Here is a 1,242-nt window from a genome sequence, read left to right on the forward strand (position 1 = left end):
CTGTTCCCCCGGACCGTGGATGATCTGGCGGTCGCGCTCGATGTCGTCTCCMGCTACGGCTGCCACCACCTCACGCTGCAGGCCGACGTCCGGCCGCGCACGCTGGCGCAAGCCATCGAACTGATCGAAGGCTGGCAGCGTCTGGCCGAGCAGGTGGACTTTCCGATCCTGCTGGAAACCCACCGTTATCGCCTCACCAGCGACCTGTTGTTCACCCTCGACATTCTCGCGCAAATGCCCGACCTCAAACTGTTGGCCGACTTGTCCCACTACGTCGTGGGCCGGGAATTGCCCGAGTCGGCCACTCCCGAAGACGACGAACAGATCCTCACCATCCTGCGCCACAGTTGGGGCTTTCACGGTCGGGTCGCCAGCGGCGAACAGGTCCAGGTGCCCTTGAGCTTCGCCCAGCATCGAGCCTGGCTGGACCGATTCCTGGGCTGGTGGCGCTACGGGATCGAGGATTGGCTGGCCCGCCCGAACACTCCCGCCAGCCTGTCCTTCACCTGCGAACTCGGCCCGCCGCCTTATGCGATCACGGGGGCTGATGGGCGTGACATCACGGATCGCTGGGCGGAGGCGTTGATGTTGAAGGAACTGATGCGTGGGGTGTGGAGCGACTGCAAGGTGCGAACGGCTACGTCAAAAGATTGATCTCACCGATCAGGTCATCGATTGTGATGTTCCATGCCATTCGTGGCGGCAGAAGGTGGTTAATACCAGTCGTGACTGAACTTTGGGTTGATTGGTGGGATGCATTGCAGGGTGGCGAGATCCAGCAGCGTGAAGTGGCCATCCATCCAGCCGGCAGTGTCGATGTGATACACGTTCCCGAGTACGGCAGGCTGACTCAGAGGCGTGTGGCCCACGATCACTGCCCGAACACCCTCCACGCCTGATTGGTTTTCTTCAGTGATCCGCTTGCGCGACCACAGGAGCATTGCGGCTACGTGATCCGCTTCGAATTTCGATCCGGATAGTGCAGAGATCATTTCTCCCCAGCTGCCCCGAGGTACATCGGCGTGCACGATGCCTATCAGGCCTTGCGCCGTCTCGACCTCGATCACCAGCGGCAAGGCCTGGAGAATGTTCGCGTAGCAGTCCTGCTCAATGCTGGAGAGGCCGTAGAACCAGGCTCCACCATTGATCAAGTGCATGTAGCTTTGAGCGCCGGTGCAGCCAGCGGCGTACGAATCGACGGTCATCTGCTCATGATTGCCGCGCACAGCATGAAACCAGGGC

At 61.0% G+C, this 1,242-nt stretch carries 2 protein-coding genes; one reads left to right on the plus strand and one right to left on the minus strand.

Going from position 1 to position 1,242, the window contains the following annotated elements; genetic code table 11:
- On the plus strand, positions 1 to 654 hold a 654-nt coding region (locus AC1DVH_RS31340; protein ID WP_477757053.1), incomplete at its 5' end, for a sugar phosphate isomerase/epimerase.
- A 59-nt stretch (positions 655 to 713) separates the two neighbouring features.
- Here the strand turns inward: AC1DVH_RS31340 and AC1DVH_RS31345 are convergent.
- The coding region (locus AC1DVH_RS31345; RefSeq protein ID WP_477757054.1) for a metallophosphoesterase family protein at positions 714 to 1,242 on the minus strand (529 nt) is incomplete at its 5' end.

The organism is Pseudomonas sp. P4_C3, from assembly GCF_056402075.1.